The following is a 17169-nucleotide window of genomic DNA, read 5'->3' on the forward strand; positions in this document are numbered from 1 at the left end:
ACAACAAGACTGATGTTAAGGCGATAGGCTGACCCCTCGTTCCAAAGGCAAAATCAAGGTTAATCAACAAAAATGATCATGTATCTAGCTTGGTTATCGCTATTCTCTCGCCTTGCCGAGATATTCAATTCATAACACAAAATTTGTGAATTGTCTCCATGTTTTCCTTCCTTGCTGTCGCGTTGGTCGGAAAACCGTCGTCAATTCACACGCCATTCATCCCCCGCTGCCCTATCGGGTCAGACGTGGGGCTTCTGTCGGTTAAGCTAAAACTTATCAGGAAAGAAGAAGGAAGAAAGAAGATTTTTCTTTCTTCCTTCTTCTTCTTTCTTCTTCCTTCTCCTGACTCCTGACTCGGTGACTCCTGACTCCCATATTTAAAATCTTTCCGTATCTTGTGGACTTCCCACAGCACCAGGTTGAGATAAAAAGAAATTTTGAGCCGATTCATTTTGATAAATACATCTAATATCTGGCTTTTCACTATTTAAGTCCCCTGTAAAGCCAAAGGTATTAAGACGATTTTTACATTCTCGTACCTGATCTGATGTTACAAGTTTTTTATTTTCCAAAATTGCCCAGTTATTTTGACGAATTACACATCCAGGGCGGATATTTGGCTGGGCAACAAAGACATTAAAGGGATTAAGAGTGACAAAGAGTCTAGCATCCATCACCATGGCACTAGATCCAAACTGCACACAAATCTCAGGATTTGGCGCTCTAGTGTCAATGAACTCACGGGAAGCCACATTTGATGAACTCAATGTAGTTGTCGAACTAAACGCAATCCCAATCCCAATTCCCAAAATCATCACTCCTCCTAAAAGGGCAATGGTGGCGAAGTTAAACACCGGGGATTGGAACATAGAGGGTTTAGACGGATTAGTTGGTCTATTATTAGCAGATTTACGTCTCATTTTCGCTTTATTACCTTCATCCCAAGAGTGGTTTTTTAATTTCTCCCTTATTCAGTATGCCATTTAAGAGAGAATACCACTTCAACCCATTTTATTGATTCTTATCGAAACGAATTTACCATGAAATTTTCTTTATATTCACATATTAACTTGATATTGCCCTTGTAATACTACCCCTATTCTCTATTCATATAAGTTACATTTTGTTAAAAAAAATTAGATGCGTTTCCCCTGACGTATTGACCAGCAAGAAATTCGGGATTTGCTGATATTTTTTTAACTCTTACAAAAGTTAAATTTTTTAACTATTACCAATTACCAATTACCAATCACATAGATTGACTCAAAAATAAAAATCCTACTTGCAACAAACCGACAACAAAACCTAAAACACCACCTAAAGTGACAATTGCTTGTAATTCATTTCTGACAATTCCCTCAATAGCATCTTCCAGTTCAGCCGGTGAGGTGGCTTTTACTCGTTCCACAATTACTTGATCTATAGATAAAATAGGAATTGCTTGAGCAACAATAATTTCTAAATCTTTTTCTAGATACTTTTCTAAAATTAATGCTAAATCCCGTGCCACAACTTCTAAAGAATTGTTAACAACGGCTGAACTACTTAACCGATTTAACAAGACAATAGAAATTCTTTCCCAATCAGCCGATTCTGTTAATTCTTTGAGCAAGTCCCTACCACTATTTTGGAGATATTCACGCACACTATCTCTAATCGTTTTTCGCAGTTGACGGACTGTACCAACAGGAAGATTTTGCAAAGATAAATTTTGTAATAATTCCTTAATGCGATCGCGCATTTTTAAATCTTTAATTAATTCTTGCAATCTTTTATTAGTTGCTTCCTTTTCATCTAAACAAAATGTCCGTAACCGAGTCAAAGTATTCTTCAACCCAAATAGATTTGCCACTACCCAATAAGTACCACTGGTTTTTTCTCGAAAACTCTCATCAATGGTTTGAATTGTCCGATCTGTTAAAAAATCAATAATAACTTGTCGTAATCTATCGGGAGGTAAAACTATCTCTAATAACCAATCAGCTAACCGGACAGATTGTTCTTCACTAAGTTGAAACTCTAATAATACCTTATCAAATATTTGGTTAATTTGCGTTTCTAAAAATGTTTCTTGTCGCGCTAAAACCTTCAAAAGACGTGGTAAAGATTCACCCAATAAATCACGTAAAACTCCCGCCAAAATCTTAGTGCTACGAGGGTTTTTATCACCTTTAACTTGATCAACTACCAGACGTAATAACCAGAAAATTCCGCCTTGTAGTCGTTCAGGTTGCAGGAGTCTCCGCGCCAGATTTTGCATTTCCTCTGGAGTCAGTAGCGATTTCATAATCGCATTAGCAATATTTTGTCCTAACCGTTCCTGATTACTAGGAATTAAACCTGGCGTAAACGGGACTTTTTTCCCAAAAACATAAACTGCTTTATAGGGACGAAATAACATCTTTATGGCTATGTCGTTGGTATAATAGCCAATTAATCCACCCAGGATTGGGGGTGAGATATACAATAAAATTCGAGACAAATCCACAGGCTTTTGGATTAGGTAATGGGTAGTGGGTAATAGATAATGGGTAATTACCAATCATCTAATTACTACTAATACTCCCATCATACCGTTAGCAATGGGATAGTGTGTGACATCCAGAAAACCAACTTGATGCGCTAATTCTATTTGCTCTTTCCCAGTAGGAAAGCGGTCTAAACTGGGGCTAATATAAGCATATTCGTCTTTTAAGCCGAGATTAGTCGCCATGGGAACTACAAGATTATCTAAATACCATTGTTGCACTGCGCGGAACTGTTGATTGTGGGGACGATGAAAGTCTAAAATCGCGGCTTTAGCTCCTGGTTTGAGAACACGGTATATTTCTTGGAGACTACTAGGAATATCTTTAACATTTCTTAATCCATAACCCATAGTGGCTGCATCAAAATAATTATCATCAAAAGGTAAATTTAATACATCTGCTTCTACCCAATTAATAGGAGGTAGGGGATAGTAATTTTTGCAGCGTTCTTGAGCAGTATTCAATAAATTGGCAGAAAAATCAACTCCGTAAACTTGGCCTGTTACCCCTACATGACGTGCTAACCGAAAACTTAAATCACCACTACCGCAGCACAAATCTAAGCCAGTATCACCAGGTTTAGCTGCGCTCCATTTGACTGTCATTTCTTTCCAAAGGCGGTGTTGTCCCCAGCTTAATTGATCGTTAAGTTGGTCATAAACAGGAGCAATACGATTAAATATAGCGCGGACTTCGTTACTCATTTGTTGAGGGAGTAGGGAACATTAAGTTTTTTGGCACTTTCAGGGGTTAGGCGTTGACAGCGAACTTGGTTTATATATCTCACTTATTTTTTCTGACTATTTTCATAATTAAAACACACATAATAGAAGAATATAGTTTCCCAACTTTATATTTCTTCACACTCATCAGACAGTATTAACTTTAAAGACGCACTTTTTAATTATGACCGAAACACAGCCCAATCTTCAAAATCCTGCAGAGGATACAGCACAGACAGCCACAGAATTATTAGTCAAGCTGAGACAAAAACAGGGGACTTGGGTGGAATGGGGACAAGCGATCGCTTACCTGCAAAAAAACGGTTACAATCCCCAAGATATCTTTGAAGCCACAGGATTTGAACAGATTCAACAAAATCAGGTGATTGTTGGCTCTCAGGTTTACAATTCTCTGGAAAAATGCGGCTCATCACCAGAAACATTAGCATATTACCAGTACAAAAGTAGTGATGTGTTATATGAGTTACGTGGACTAACTCAAGAAGACCGAGCCACGACTGCGGATTTGACATATCAATACAAACTTGATGCCGATGTAGTCAGGGATATAGCCAAAGCAGTGAAAGACTATTCTTGGTTTCCTAGTTTACCAGAAGGTTTCAGTAAACATCCAGGAGATGCGATCGCTTATCAATCCTGGAAATACGCTAGACAAAAATCTGATTTATCAGAGCGATCGCGCTTAATTGCCAAAGGTTTACGCTTTGTTCACTCCGAAACAGCTAGAAAACAACTAGAACAACTGTTAATGGATTTTAGCGTTGCTCCCAAACTAGCTCCGCCTATTTTGCCATTTTATCGGCTAGAAATTGATGAAGACTTACCCCGGATTTTACCAGTAGTAGGTGAATTGCCACTAACTCCACAGGAATTAAAAGCCGTACCATTTATTACCGAAATTCAACCATTTCGCATCGTTAAATTTGCCGGAGAACAAGCTTGGGTATCTTTACCAGGTTGGAAAGTGCTACTAAATGCCGAAGATCCTGTAGTTGTCATTGGTAAAAGCGATATTTTCCCCAACCCCCATCAAAATAAAGTTGAACCGATTATGATCGTTATAGATCGCGCTCAAAGAGAATGGGATATTTCCAATTACTTTGTGTTTGAAAACGGCGATAGTATTGACTTTCAATGGTTTGAAACCGCACCAGCAATTCCCCTGTTAGGAAAAATGATTGTTTTGGTTCGTCCTAAGAAAGTATTGGATGAAGAATATACCAAAGATGCGTGGCAGATTGACGAGTAATGCAATAGAAGTCACCGAGTCAGAAAGAAGAAATTAATTTAACAGTTTTGCGTAGATATGTAAGGGTTTAGCAGTGCTAAACCCCTACCCGTACAATCAATTAGTTAAGATATTTTTATTATATAAGCAGGTTTAATAGAAGACCAAGGGATTATTTTCTGTTGAAAGTTGATGAATTACGCATTGAAGATGTGATTCTTATATTAAGAATATGGCATGGGAAGGAGTTTCGTGATTTTGGGTAGAAACTGAAGCTAGATAGAGACTACACAAGCTTTTTGTGCGAAAATTAATCCAAGTATTTGGGGAGTTGCAAAAATGGCTTGGGTAGCAGGTGATCAGTTGCAAGGTGGAAAATACACTATTGAGAAAGAATTAAGAAGAGGACGCTTCGGGATTACTTATTTGGTTAAAAATAAAAATGGCGATCGCCAAATAATTAAAACCTTAGATATTAATTCACTCACATCTCTAAATCAATCAGATCGGGAACGGCTAGAAACGCTGTTTTTGCAAGAAGCGGTAAAACTTACGCGCTGTCAGCATCAACATATTGTTAAATTTGCTGAACCTTTTAAAGAAGCAGATTCTTCCTGTTTGGTAATGGAATATGTAGCCGGATTAAACTTAGCTGAACGTGACCAACTACAACTTCCTGAAGAAGAAGCATTAGTTTACATTCAGCAAATTGGGGAAGCTTTAACAGTTGTACATGAAAATAACTTAATTCATGGAGATGTACAACCAGAAAATATTATTTTACGTGGGGGAAAACCTGAAGCTGTACTTATTGATTTTGATTTGTCTCTAGATTTTGACCATGAATTAACGACGCGACGAGCCGAAGAAAATGCCCCCGGATTTGCATCTCCTGAGCTTTACATTACAGGCACTAAACCAACTCAAGCCAGTGATATTTATTCTTTGGCTGCAACTCTTTATGTACTTTTGACTGGTCAAATTCCTGTGGATGCTCTTAAACGTAAACTGGATAATATTCATTTACAAGAACCAAAAGAAATTAATCCCAAAATTAGCGATCGCATCAACCAAGCAATTTTAACAGGAATGAAACTAAATCCCCAAGAGCGATCGCAATCAGTAAAAAAATGGCTTGACTCTTTAGGTGGAACTGAAAAAAAACCAAAGCCTATATTTGATTGGAGTTGGGATAAAAACATCCAGTTCTGGACATTGGTTATAGCCGGAATTGCTGCTATTGGGACATTACTCTCAGGTATAGTTGGCTGGATTACTATTTTTAAACCATCTCCACCTACCAGCACACCGTCACTTTCTCCGACTTCTTTACCTACCAATAAACCGTAGAATCATGTAAACTTTTCTCAGGTGGTGCTATGAAAATAAATATTTAAAATCAGAGGTATTCATGACCTGGGGAATAGGACAGAAATTACACGGTGGTAAGTATATAATTAAGCAAATTCTGGGTCAAGGGGGATTTGGCATTACTTACAAGGCATTGCAGGTTTACTTAAATCGGCCAGTTGTTATCAAAACACCTAATGAATATCTGAACCATGACCCAGAATATGACAAGTATATAGAAAGATTTATTGCAGAAGGGCAGACACTAGCACGTTTATCTCAAGAGCCTCACCCTCATATTGTCGGGGTAATTGAACTATTTCAGGAAGGTAACACCCATTGTCTAGTCATGGAGTTTGTACCGGGGGAAAATTTGTTTCAAGCTGTCAAGCGTAGGGGAGCATTACCAGAAGCAGAGATTGTAACTTGTATTCGCCAAATAGGGGAAGCTCTAATGGTAGTGCATCAAGCAGGATTAGTACACCGAGATGCCCACCCTGGAAACATTATGCTGCGAAGTAATGGTAAAGCAGTTTTGATTGACTTTGGCATTTCTAAAGAAATAGTTCCCTTAACCGGAACTCAAATGAGTAAAGATGCTAATGCGGCATTTGCACCCTATGAACAAATCACTAGAGGTACTAGCAAGCCAACGGTTGATATTTATAGTTTGGCCGCCACACTCTATTATGGTGTGACTGGACAAAAACCCTCAGTTTCCTTAGCTCGTAAAGTTGATAATCAACCGCTAATTCCACCACAGAGGTTTATTTCTGGTATCAGCAACAAATTAAATCAGGCAATTCTCAAAGGTATGGCTTTAGAAGCAAAAGACCGACCCAAATCAATGCAGTTATGGCTAGAAATGTTAAATTACAAGCCTCAAATTCCTAATGTAGAGAGAAAAGTTAGTAATGCAGGACTAAATATTGTTAGTTTTGGGAAAAATATTGCTAATGCAATGATAAAACTTATGAATAGAGATAAAAACATTGTTAATGTAAAAATAAAAATTGTTAATGCAGGAACAAACATTGTTAATGCAGTGTTAATTAGAAATGCTTACAAACCAGAAGTTGTTTATCCTGACCGTAAAGGAGACAAAAAAACTATTAGCAATAAACCAGCTAGAACAATTCCTTGGAGTTGGCTAATTAGTTCGTTAGTGTCTCATGCATTTATGGGCTATCTCTTAACCACATCTCATGCTCCATTTTGGGGTGTAGCTGTAGCTGTTATTGGGGCTGTAGTTATGGCTAGGTCTGTGGTTGCGGCCGGGTCTTGGTGGTCAGCAGCTATAGCTGGTTCCGTGACTTTAGCTGTATCTGTAGCTATAACAGGGACTGGGGATTGGTGGTTAGCTGTAGCTATAGGCGGGGCTGGGTCTTGGTGGTTAGCTGTAGCTATGGCTGGAGCTTGTGGAAATGAATTAGAAAAATCCTTTAACAAGTTTCATACTTTTCTAATTTTGGCTGGCATATCTAATCTAGGGTTAGGTTTAGGATGGCTAGGACACCGACTTTTTAACCCAGTTTCATAGTTTAGTAAATCTCGCATCTTTAACCCAAAATCCAAATAATATCACGCTTCCGGTTCAATCCCCAAAGCCCGTAATTGTGCAGTCAAACGATTTGCTCTTTGTGTTTCTTGTTCGGCTCTTTCATCACCATTCAACAACAAATTACCTTGGGAATCCCACCAACGCAGCCAAGGTAGTTCCATAGCCAGATACTCACCTTGCCATAAACCTAACTCCACATCCATAGGTTTAATTGGATAATGTCCCCGTTCATTTGCTGGTAATAACTGATATTGTCCACCAGTTAATTCATAAACTTCAAGACGGGCTTTCCTAACTTCATAAATGCCATAAAAAGCAGGGCGAATTACCTGTTCATAAATCCAAAATTTACCTTTCCAAGGAGTTTTATCTCTTTCTTCACTACCATTTCCAGAGACAAATTCTAAAACAATTAACGGGGCAATGTACTCTTGCCAAAGGACATAAGATCGCCGTATTTGCCCATTTAAGGTAGGGGGTACATTGGGGACATAAAACCAATCTGGAGCTTCTGCACCCCGTTCTGCTGGGTCAGTCATCCGCCAGTAGATACCGCTATCTTGACCTATGGCATATTGTCCGTCTGGATGGCGTTTTTGTAATACTTGTTGAATGGAGTCTGTCAGTAGATTGCTTTGAGGATGCTCCTGAAAATTTTTCACAAATGTACCGTCCGACTCTGGTAGTTGGGTATGATCTGGAAGAGAGGTTTCTGGGTAAGGGCGTAAGTCTTGATCTTCCTGGATATCAGTTGTAAAAGTCATTATGTCCTCCTGCTGGTGTGAGGTTTATTCTAGTTTAGCAAAATTAGTAAGGATTGCGACGCATCCTTAACTCAAAGTCCAAATAATATTACGCTTCCGGTTCAACTCCCAAAGCCCGTAATTGTGCAGCCAAGCGATTTGCTCTTTCTTCACCAGTTAATAATAAATTACCTTGCAAATCCCACCACCGCAACCAGGGTAATTCTGCATTCTGATATTCACCTTGCCATAAACCTAACTCCACACCCATAGGTGTAATTGAATAATGTCCTCGTTCATTTGCTGCTAATAACTGATATTTTCCACCAATTAATTCATAAACTTCTATACTGGCTTTATTAACTTCATAAATGCCGTAAAAAGGAGTACGAATTACCTGCTCATAAATCCAAAATTTACCGTTCCAAGGAGTTTTATCTCGTTCTTCTGCTCCATTCCCCGAAACAAATTCTAAAACAATTGATGGAGCAATAAATTCTTGCCAAAGGACATAAGAACGGCGCATTTGCCCATTTAAGGTAGGTGGTACATTGGGGACATAAAACCAGTCAGGAGCTTCCGTACCGCGTTCTGGAGGGTCAGTAATGCGCCAATAGATACCGCTATCTTGACCTATGCAATATTGTCCGTCAGGATGAATTTTTTTCAATATTGGTTGAATGGAGTCTGTCAGTAGAATGCTTTGGGGATGTTCCTGGAAGTTTTTCACGAATGTACCGTCCGACTCTGGGAGTTGAGTGTGGTCTGGAAGAGAGGTTTCTGGATAAGGGCGTAAGTCTGGATCTTCCTGGATATCAGTTGTAAAAGTCATTATGTCCTCCTGCTGGTGTGAGGTTTATTCTAGTTTAGCAAGATTAAGGTGTAAAGCGATCGCCCAGCGCTCCGCAGGCATCGTACGATGTAATAAACCTACCCCTGTAGATATTCCTCTCATTAAGGATATTAACTTGAATCAAATTACACAGCTTGTATAAAAACTAATGACTAATGACCAATCACCTCTTACTAAATTAACAGAAAATATCGCTACCATTCGCGCCCAACTGCGCCCAGGACAAACGCAAATGGCGGATTGGCAATCAGGTCCATTGGCGGTGTCTGCTGTGCCAGGGGCGGGCAAATCAACGGGAATGGCGGCAGCCGCAGCGATCGCTATTGCTCGTCAATATGAGTATTATTTAAATACGGGCAATAAGGATTATAAACAGTTAATTGTTGTCACCTTTACCCGTTCTGCAACTGCACATATTAAATTTAAAATTCGGGAAAATTTAAAAAAATTATCTTTACCACAAACAGGATTTGCAGTTTATACTTTGCATGGTTTAGCCTTAATTATCGCTAGTCGTCATCCTCATTTATCGGGATTACAGTTAGAAAATGCGACCTTAATTACACCGAATCAAAGTCATAAATTCATTCGCACAGCCGTAGAACAATGGATTACTAATGATCCTGAAATTTATCTGCGCTTACTTGCAGGACAGCAATTTGATGGAGAAGAAACCGAAAAACTCCGTCGTCAGTCAGTGTTAAGAACGGAAGTATTACCAGATTTAGCTTATACAGTGATTCATGAAGCGAAAAGTTCAGGAATATCACCCGCAGATTTATTCAAGTGGAGTGAACAAACTTCAGATAAATATGGAATTTTGAAAGTTGCAGCCGGATTATATGCACAATATCAAAAAATCATGCAGTTGCAAGATTTCATTGATTACGATGATATGATTTTAGGGGCTTTAAAAGTTTTAAAAAATCCTAGTACCTGCCGGATTGAACAAAATAAAGTTTTTGCTGTTTTTGAAGATGAAGCTCAAGATTCTAGTCCCCTACAAACAGATTTATTAGAAATACTCGCTAGTCAAGAATTTGGAGATAACTTAGATAAATCAGCCTTAAATTTAATTAGAGTTGGTGATCCTAATCAAGCGATTAATTCCACTTTTACACCTGCTGACCCTATTTATTTTCGAGAATTTTGTGAAGATTGTCAAACTCAAGATAGACTGGCAGAAATGGATCAAGCTGGTCGTAGTACACAAATAATTATTGATGCGGCTAACTTTGCTTTAGAATGGGTAAATAATCAGGATTTTGTCAAAACTAATCATAGACAACCACCATTTAGAATTCAGAAAATTCAACCAGTTAATCAAGAAAATGGCAATCCTGAACCTGTGGGAAAAGGTTTGGAACTTTATACTCCTAGAGATATTCATCATACAGTTGAATTACTTTCCCAAAGAGCAATTGAACTATTTACAGAAAATCCCCAAGCTTGTGCAGCGATATTAGTGCGAGAAAATCGTCAAGGAAGATGGTTAGCTGCGGCTTTAGAACCAATATGCAAAGAACATAAAATTAAACTTTATGATGTGGGAGAAAAAGAACGTCGTTCTCATGTTCCTCAAGAGATCTTATCATTATTACAGTTTTGTGAGCGTCCCCATTCCCCCGATTATCTCAAAGCTACTTTAGATGTTCTCGTCGAACGGCAATTAATTCCAACTCAAGATATTAACACTCTAGCTAGTCTACCTGAAGAATTTTTATATCCAAGTCTTTTAAGCGCACCCCAAATAGAAATAGTGCAAAAAGCAGCTCATCTTTGTCGAAGTTTACTTAGGGCTTATTTAGAACTACCATTTTATCAAATAATTTCTTTTTTTGCCTTAACTTTAAAATATGATCAAGCAGAATTGGCTACTGCTGATAAACTTGCAGAACGGGTAAATTTGCAAATTTTTGGGAATAGTTCTATGGGGGCAATGATATTAGCTTTAAGTGAAATTGTCAGTTCCGAAAGATTTGAATCTGTAGAACCAGAAAATGTGGAAGCACAATATACTAAAGCAGGGCAATTAACAATTATTACCATGCACAAAGCCAAAGGGCTAGACTGGGATTATGTATTTTTGCCTTTTCTCCATGAAAATTTAATTCCTGGCAGATTTTGGATTCCCCCCCAAGGACAATTTTTAGGTGATTTTACCTTATCAGAAGTCGTCCGCGCCCAAATTCGTGCGGGACTTCACAAAAAACCTATACCTGATATTTCTCAAGCTTGGGAAGAATCAAAATACCTGAAAATCGCCGAAGAATATCGCTTACTTTATGTTGCCATGACTAGAGCCAAAAAACTTTTATGGATGTCTGCGGCTCAAAAAGCCCCCTTTACCTGGAGTAAACCGGAGAATTTACAAACATCAGCCCCTTGTCCAGTTTTTGCAGCTTTAAAACGGCAATTTCCGCGCTGAAATTGGGACGGGACTAAAATAATACTCTGATAAGCTTCAAATCCCATGACTTTTCCCAATTACCCAATTCCGCCGAAAAAACCGCGCTAATGCCGATTCTTCCAAAGATAAATAAATTGGTCTACCATGAGGACAGGTCCGCGGGTTGCGGGTTTGTTGCCAATTATCTAATAAGGTCTGCATTTCTGGTAAACTCATTTTTGTACCATTGCGAATTGCACTCCGACAAGCAACAGCAACTTGAGCAGTTTGTAGATCTCCTCCCCAACTTAACTCTAAAATGGCATCAGCAGCATCTTCTCGTTGTTTTAACATATTAGGGATGTTTCGCACTGCCCAAAGTTTATCACCAAAAGGTTCAATATCTAAACCAATCCGTTGTAATTGAGAAACCTGCGCTGGCGATAATTGATAAATAATAATTGGAGTTTCCACAGGGACTAATTGCCAATTATCACATAATTGTTCATATAATACTCGTTCATGGGCTATATGTTGTTCTATTAACCACATTCCTCCAGAATGTTCAGCCACAATATAAGTATTACTGACTTGAGCAATAGCTTTTAAATAATTTTGATTTTCATTACTTTGGAAATTTTGAGAACTTTGAGAATTGAAATTATATTCACCTTTAGATTCTGCTACTTTTAATAAATTACTAACTCTGGTTGTGTGAACAGATTCTTTTATATTAGTTTCCGAAATCCGCAATGATTTATTAATGGCTTCAGTAATTTGTTCTTGCCAAAAAGGTAGTTCATTCAGATAAATTTCTGTTTTCGCTGGGTTACGATTCCAGTTAATTTGTTCAGGGGAAATAGTTAAATGTAAAAAACAAACAGGATAGCGATCGCGTGGTAATGTTTTATGAAAAGCTGAAAATATTGTCTGCTCTAATTCCGGTGATTTAATTATTCTGCCATTAATTGCCACTTTCACCCAATCAGGACGATGACGATGACATCTATCGGGTAATCCTATCACTAAATGCAAAGACCAATTTTCCCGATTGGGGATTTCTAAATTCACCTCATGTAAATCATCTTGTCGGACTTGGGTGAGAATCTGGGGAATCAGTTTTCCCACAGTTAATGCGGGACAAATCGTAAACCATTCTTTATCATTTTGCCAAACTTGATAATTAACATGAGGATGACATAAAGCTATTTGTTGAATTATCCCTTGTACAGCTTTTAATTGCTGATTTGTCGGAGGTAAACCTTGACGACGGTTTTCACAATTAGCAAATAAATTATTAACTGTTACGACAGTACCAGGAGCGATCGCCGCAAAGTCTACTTCTGTTACTTCTCCTTCATTATTGTAATTAATTCGCCAGCCTTCACTTCCCCCTAAAGGACGACTTAAAACTTCTAAATTTGCCAGAGTTGTTAAACTATGTAACGCCTCACCCCGAAACCCCAAACTGTTAATCTTCCATAAGTCTGCACTAGAATGAATCTTACTGGTACTATGTGCAGTTGCGGCTTGTTGCAAATCATCCAAATTCATCCCATGACCATTATCAGCCACCCGAACTCGCCACAGTTGCGGCCATAAAGAAACAACAATGCGCGTTGCGCCAGCATCAAGAGAATTTTCCACCAACTCCCTGACAACAGCTACCAAAGAATCAATTACTTCTCCTGCCGTAATTAAATATACAACTTCTGTTGGTAAAGCTTGAATAGTAGATACCATAGGAGGAATTAACAATTAAAAATTAAAAATTAAGTATTTTTTGCATCTAGAGAACATTAGCTTACAATATTATGATTACAAAAGATTAACTTTTAGAATCTGCTGTCATTCTAAAGAAATCCGCATTAAGAAGAGATATTTGGTAGATTTCTGATGATATTAGCCGCAGAAAAAACTTATGAGTATTGATTTAGTTGCTGATGTTAATGACTTAAAGACAAGTCTTCAATGGGGTCAACCTGCTTTTACAATTATTGATGTGCGCGATCGCTCAACATACAATCATAGCCGCATCACAGGAGCGATTTCTATCCCCCTCAATGACTTAGAATCTCGCGCCCAAATATCCCTCTACAGAGAACGCCAAATCTATGTTTATGGCGAAAATGACAGCCAATCAGCCCAAGCTGTGAGAACCTTACAATTCCTCGGTTTTACCACAGTAGCTGAACTGGGCGGTGGCTTATCAGCCTGGAAATCCATTGGTGGTGCTACAGAAGGCGTAGAAGGTTAAATCTTGAGGAGTCAGGAGTCAGGAGTCAGGAGAAAGAAAAAAATTTCGGCGTTGCTGATTAAGGGTATGAATTTTAGTCTCACGCAAAGGCGCAAAGACGCACTGAGGTAAGAGTTTTAAAGGTTTAATTTGGGAATTTCATACCTCAATTCAGCAACGCCAAAATTTCTTCCCTGTTCCCTGTTCCCTGTTCCCTGTTCCCTGTTCCCTGTTCCCTGTTCCCTGTTCCCTACTTCAACAACCCAGTTAACAAAGATGCTGGACGTTGACTGTGAGGCCAAGCAAAAGCATGGCGGAAAGCTGCATCTTGACAAGCTTTTAACTGTTGAAAATTAATAATGTCGTAAGTCAAAAGATTTTCATATTCAAACGGGAGACGCACATTATGTAAGCCCGCGTTATCCGTACAAATAGCGATATCCACTCCCGCTGCAAAACAGCGGTCAAAAACCAACTTCAGTTGCCGAATATCCTGTAAAGTTCCTGTTTTTAAATAAGTTGTCGGACAAACTTCTAAGCATTGTCCTCTTCTAGCAACTTCTGGCAGCAATTCAGGATATAAAAGCGGAATTTGGATACCGTGACCAATTCGCATTAAATAGGGTAACAATTCGGGATAACAACCATCCTTAGTTTCATAAAGATGCCCCGTGGTGTTAATACCCAGTGAATGGGCGTAATTATATAAACTGATCCATTCTGCCATTCTTTGGGCATAATAGCGATCGCCACCAGCCATATCTACCGCACAAACATACTTTCTATTTTGTGCCGCCAAATCAATAATTGCCTTATTTACCTCAAAAGATAAACGGGAGTGCATACAAAGAATTTGACTAGTAACAATGGGATATTCGGGTACATGACTAGATTTACCCACAACATCTACAATCTCCGCCATCTTATCAATTCTTTCCTCTTGACTCAAATGTTCAGGAGTTCGTAAATAGGGAGTATAGCGTAATTCCAAATAAGCCAAATTCTCAAAAATATAAGCACCGCGTAATAAGCGGTAAATGAAGTAAGGTAAAGTCTCCACCGTTTGCACACTTTCCACAAGGGTATGCAATTCTAGATATTCATCCAAAGTATTACGAGGACGAGTATAAAAATCTTCAAACTCTGCATATTCACCAAAGCGAGAAATCAACTCAGCATTATGACGCTGGAAATATCGCCATAGGACACGAGGGACAACGGAACCACCTAAATGCCGATGTAATTCTGCATATAAAGCCATAGTGGTATTTCACCAGAAAAATTTCATCAATCTTAACAAAAACCACTATAAAAAACTAGGACTTACGAATTGACAAAGTTTACCACTTGTCTATTCCCAATTGCTGAGTTATAAAAAGAAATATCAAGCTTGTAGTTTAAATCAACATTTTTTCGCCAATTAGTGAGATAATGAGTTCGTGAGGACAAGAACAGACATAACTATATTGTGAGAGGGGGAAATTGTATGAAACTTCAACTATTAGCCGCTATGGCCTTGATAACTCCCCTGTTTCTAGCTAATTCAGTTCAAGCTGGAAGCCAAAAAGATTTACAGAAACTTTTGTCAACTAGAGAATGTATCCAGTGTGATCTATCAGGACTCAACCTCAGTGGCACTCATCTAATTGGTGCAGACTTGCGAGGCGCAAATCTTCAGGGTGCTAACCTTACAAATGCTAACTTAGAAGGTGCTGACTTGACCGGAGCAAACTTAGCAGGTGCTAACTTAACATCAGCCTTTGTTACCAACGTCAATTTGAAAAAAGCTAACTTAAACGGCGCAAATCTTACCCGCGCCACAGTCAATGATTCCAACGTCTATCAAGCATCAATGGACAATCTTAACATTACCGATGCTGGCATATATAACACAGGGATTGGTATTGGTGGCGAAGATGGAGCTATGTTCCCTGATTGGGATTAAGTAAATTAACTTAGGAAACTCCAAAAAAAGAGGCTATAGATAATTAAATTGTCTATAACCTCAAAGTAAATCTTGTTATCAAACTAACTAATTAAGCAAACGCCGCTTTCTTTAATACATCCACTTTATCAGTGTGTTCCCAAGGTAAATCCAAATCAGTTCTTCCCAAATGACCATAAGCTGCAACGTCCTGATAAAAACGTCCGCCTCTTTCACTTGGTAAGTTACGTAAATTGAACACATGGATAATTCCCGCTGGACGCAGTTCAAAGTTTTCTTTGACTAAGTTCAACAGAATTTCATCATCCACTTTACCTGTACCGAAAGTATCAACAAAGATACTGACAGGACGCGCTACACCAATGGCGTAACTTAGCTGTACTTCACATTTTTCTGCTAACCCAGCCGCAACAATATTTTTAGCTGCATAACGAGCTGCATAAGCCGCAGAACGATCTACTTTCGTGGGGTCTTTACCGGAGAATGCACCACCACCATGTCGAGAATAACCACCGTAGGTATCAACAATGATTTTCCGTCCTGTTAAACCGGAATCTCCTTGGGGTCCACCAATGACAAACTTACCAGTGGGGTTAACTAAAAACTTGGTTTCCTCACTTGGTTTGATAGCAATATCACCAAATATAGGTTCTACTACTTCTGTCCACAGGTCAGCCTTAATCTTAGCCTGTACCCCAGCATCATCGGTAATATCCCCAATGGTAGCTGTATGTTGGGTAGAAATTAAGATGGTGTCAATGCCTACAGGTTTGCCATCTTCATAAACAATGGTAACTTGGGTTTTACCATCAGGGCGCAGATAAGGGAGAATACCAGCTTTGCGAACTCCTGCCAATCTTCGGGCAATGCGGTGTGCTAAACTGATTGGTAAAGGCATCAGTTCTGGGGTTTCGTTACAAGCAAAACCAAACATGATCCCTTGATCACCAGCGCCGATTTTATCGAATAGTTCTTCACTATCTTCAGTTCTGGCTTCTTTAGCAGTATTTACACCTTGAGCAATATCCGCTGACTGTTCATCCAAGGCAATTAGAACACTAGCACTATCCGCAGAAAAGCCGTTACCAGCGTCAGTATAGCCAATTTCCGCAATTTTTTTACGGGCAAGATTGACGTAATTGACATGAGCTTTAGTGGTAATTTCTCCAGTAATTAGCACCAAACCAGTATTGACTACAACTTCTGCTGCTACACGGCTATTAGGGTCTTCTGCTAATAGCGCGTCAATGATGGTATCCGAGATTTGATCACAAATTTTATCTGGATGACCTTCTGTAACTGACTCGGAAGTAAATAAATAGCGTCGAGACAAAGGAATTTCCTCCTGATAGATTCTTTTCACTAATGAAATACATTAGTTACTAATTTCTGAAATCATAACAATAATTACAGTTTTTGCAATAAGTATCTTTTATCCCAGTGTCTAAAGGCTTGTATGTATAACAAGAGGCACTCAGATCCCCGACTTCTTTGAGAAGTCGGGGATATTGTTGTTGAAGTTCTAAGAGGATGTTTTAAAAGTTTTTAATGTGTAAACAGACCCCTCTCCAAACCTCTCCCCTACCAGGGGAG

At 38.8% G+C, this 17169-nt stretch carries 14 protein-coding genes; 6 read left to right on the forward strand and 8 right to left on the reverse strand.

The features are described 5' to 3' along the window. Nucleotides 1-377: 377 nt before the first annotated feature. The 3 genes from PN450_RS21495 to ubiE form a co-directional block, all read right to left on the reverse strand. A complete protein-coding gene (locus PN450_RS21495; protein ID WP_148760163.1) occupies nucleotides 378-920 on the reverse strand; it encodes a DUF3172 domain-containing protein in 543 nt (180 codons plus the stop codon). A gap of 329 nt (nucleotides 921-1249) precedes the next feature. Further along, entirely contained in the window at nucleotides 1250-2488 is a 1239-nt protein-coding gene (locus PN450_RS21500; RefSeq protein ID WP_148766737.1) for a DUF445 domain-containing protein, read from the reverse strand. Between the two features lie 54 nt (nucleotides 2489-2542). Next, nucleotides 2543-3232: a bifunctional demethylmenaquinone methyltransferase/2-methoxy-6-polyprenyl-1,4-benzoquinol methylase UbiE gene (ubiE, locus tag PN450_RS21505; protein ID WP_148760165.1), complete on the reverse strand. Its 690-nt coding sequence runs from the start codon at nucleotides 3230-3232 to the stop codon at nucleotides 2543-2545. Nucleotides 3233-3434: 202 nt separating this feature from the next. Between ubiE and PN450_RS21510 the strand changes: the two genes are divergently transcribed. The 3 genes from PN450_RS21510 (at nucleotide 3435) to PN450_RS21520 (ending at nucleotide 7389) form a co-directional block, all read left to right on the forward strand. Then, nucleotides 3435-4520, forward strand: a complete 1086-nt coding sequence (locus tag PN450_RS21510) for a RuBisCO accumulation factor 1 (RefSeq protein ID WP_271837505.1) — start codon at nucleotides 3435-3437, stop codon at nucleotides 4518-4520. A gap of 318 nt (nucleotides 4521-4838) precedes the next feature. Next, nucleotides 4839-5849, forward strand: a complete 1011-nt coding sequence (locus PN450_RS21515; protein WP_271837506.1) for a serine/threonine protein kinase — start codon at nucleotides 4839-4841, stop codon at nucleotides 5847-5849. 61 nt (nucleotides 5850-5910) lie between these two features. Continuing rightward, nucleotides 5911-7389, forward strand: a complete 1479-nt coding sequence (locus tag PN450_RS21520; RefSeq protein ID WP_271837507.1) for a serine/threonine protein kinase — start codon at nucleotides 5911-5913, stop codon at nucleotides 7387-7389. A gap of 41 nt (nucleotides 7390-7430) precedes the next feature. Here the strand turns inward: PN450_RS21520 and PN450_RS21525 are convergent, their stop codons facing one another. Continuing rightward, nucleotides 7431-8174, reverse strand: coding sequence for a Uma2 family endonuclease (locus PN450_RS21525; RefSeq protein WP_271837508.1), 744 nt, complete (start codon nucleotides 8172-8174; stop codon nucleotides 7431-7433). Nucleotides 8175-8262: 88 nt separating this feature from the next. Then, on the reverse strand, nucleotides 8263-8985 hold the full coding sequence (locus PN450_RS21530) for a Uma2 family endonuclease (RefSeq protein ID WP_271837509.1): 723 nt from the start codon (nucleotides 8983-8985) through the stop codon (nucleotides 8263-8265). 169 nt (nucleotides 8986-9154) lie between these two features. Here PN450_RS21530 and PN450_RS21535 point away from each other — a divergent pair, with 169 nt between their 5' ends. Then, a complete protein-coding gene (locus tag PN450_RS21535) occupies nucleotides 9155-11434 on the forward strand; it encodes an ATP-dependent helicase (protein ID WP_271837510.1) in 2280 nt (759 codons plus the stop codon). 36 nt (nucleotides 11435-11470) lie between these two features. Here PN450_RS21535 and mutL read toward each other — a convergent pair whose 3' ends face one another. Then, nucleotides 11471-13138, reverse strand: coding sequence for a DNA mismatch repair endonuclease MutL (mutL, locus tag PN450_RS21540; RefSeq protein WP_271837511.1), 1668 nt, complete (start codon nucleotides 13136-13138; stop codon nucleotides 11471-11473). Between the two features lie 178 nt (nucleotides 13139-13316). Between mutL and PN450_RS21545 the strand changes: the two genes are divergently transcribed. Beyond that, on the forward strand, nucleotides 13317-13652 hold the full coding sequence (locus tag PN450_RS21545; protein ID WP_015080187.1) for a rhodanese-like domain-containing protein: 336 nt from the start codon (nucleotides 13317-13319) through the stop codon (nucleotides 13650-13652). 229 nt (nucleotides 13653-13881) lie between these two features. Here PN450_RS21545 and PN450_RS21550 read toward each other — a convergent pair whose 3' ends face one another. After that, nucleotides 13882-14892, reverse strand: coding sequence for an adenosine deaminase (locus tag PN450_RS21550; protein WP_271837512.1), 1011 nt, complete (start codon nucleotides 14890-14892; stop codon nucleotides 13882-13884). Between the two features lie 225 nt (nucleotides 14893-15117). On the opposite strand from PN450_RS21550, the gene PN450_RS21555 reads away from it, so the two are divergent. Beyond that, complete coding sequence (locus PN450_RS21555; protein WP_148760183.1) at nucleotides 15118-15576, forward strand: pentapeptide repeat-containing protein; 459 nt, start codon at nucleotides 15118-15120, stop codon at nucleotides 15574-15576. Nucleotides 15577-15667: 91 nt separating this feature from the next. Here PN450_RS21555 and metK read toward each other — a convergent pair whose 3' ends face one another. Continuing rightward, nucleotides 15668-16909: a methionine adenosyltransferase gene (gene metK, locus PN450_RS21560; protein ID WP_053541169.1), complete on the reverse strand. Its 1242-nt coding sequence runs from the start codon at nucleotides 16907-16909 to the stop codon at nucleotides 15668-15670. Nucleotides 16910-17169: the final 260 nt, after the last annotated feature.

The organism is Dolichospermum lemmermannii CS-548, assembly GCF_028330815.1.
GTDB lineage: Bacteria > Cyanobacteriota > Cyanobacteriia > Cyanobacteriales > Nostocaceae > Dolichospermum > Dolichospermum lemmermannii.